Here is a 411-nt window from a genome sequence, read left to right as displayed (position 1 = left end):
CGAGCAGCCCGACCTGGAGCCGCTGCGTTCGGCCACGCGCCTGATCGCCAGCCATCTGCGCGCGGGCGACCTGGTGATCTACGAATCCACGGTGTATCCCGGCACCACCGAAGAAGTCTGCGTGCCGCTGCTGGAGCAGGGCTCCGGGCTGCGCTTCAACGTGGACTTCTACTGCGGTTACAGCCCGGAACGGGTCAGTCCCGGCGACCGCCATCGGCGCCTGGCCGACATCCGCAAGATCACCTCCGGTTCGACGCCGGAAGTGGCGGCGGTGATGGATGGCCTGTACCAGCGCATCATCGCCGCCGGGACCTTCCCGGCGCCATCGATGCGCGTGGCCGAAGCGGCCAAGGTGGTCGAGAACATCCAGCGTGACGTCAACATCGCGCTGGTCAATGAGCTGGCGCTGAT

General features: G+C 67.2%; 1 pseudogene. It reads left to right on the top strand.

What is annotated here, in order from left to right:
* Window positions 1-411: pseudogene (locus EN850_RS33825) on the top strand (Vi polysaccharide biosynthesis UDP-N-acetylglucosamine C-6 dehydrogenase TviB); the annotation flags it as partial.

Source organism: Mesorhizobium sp. M8A.F.Ca.ET.207.01.1.1, from assembly GCF_004794715.1.
Taxonomy (GTDB): Bacteria; Pseudomonadota; Alphaproteobacteria; order Rhizobiales; family Rhizobiaceae; genus Mesorhizobium.
This window is presented reverse-complemented; position numbering and strand designations above follow the sequence as displayed.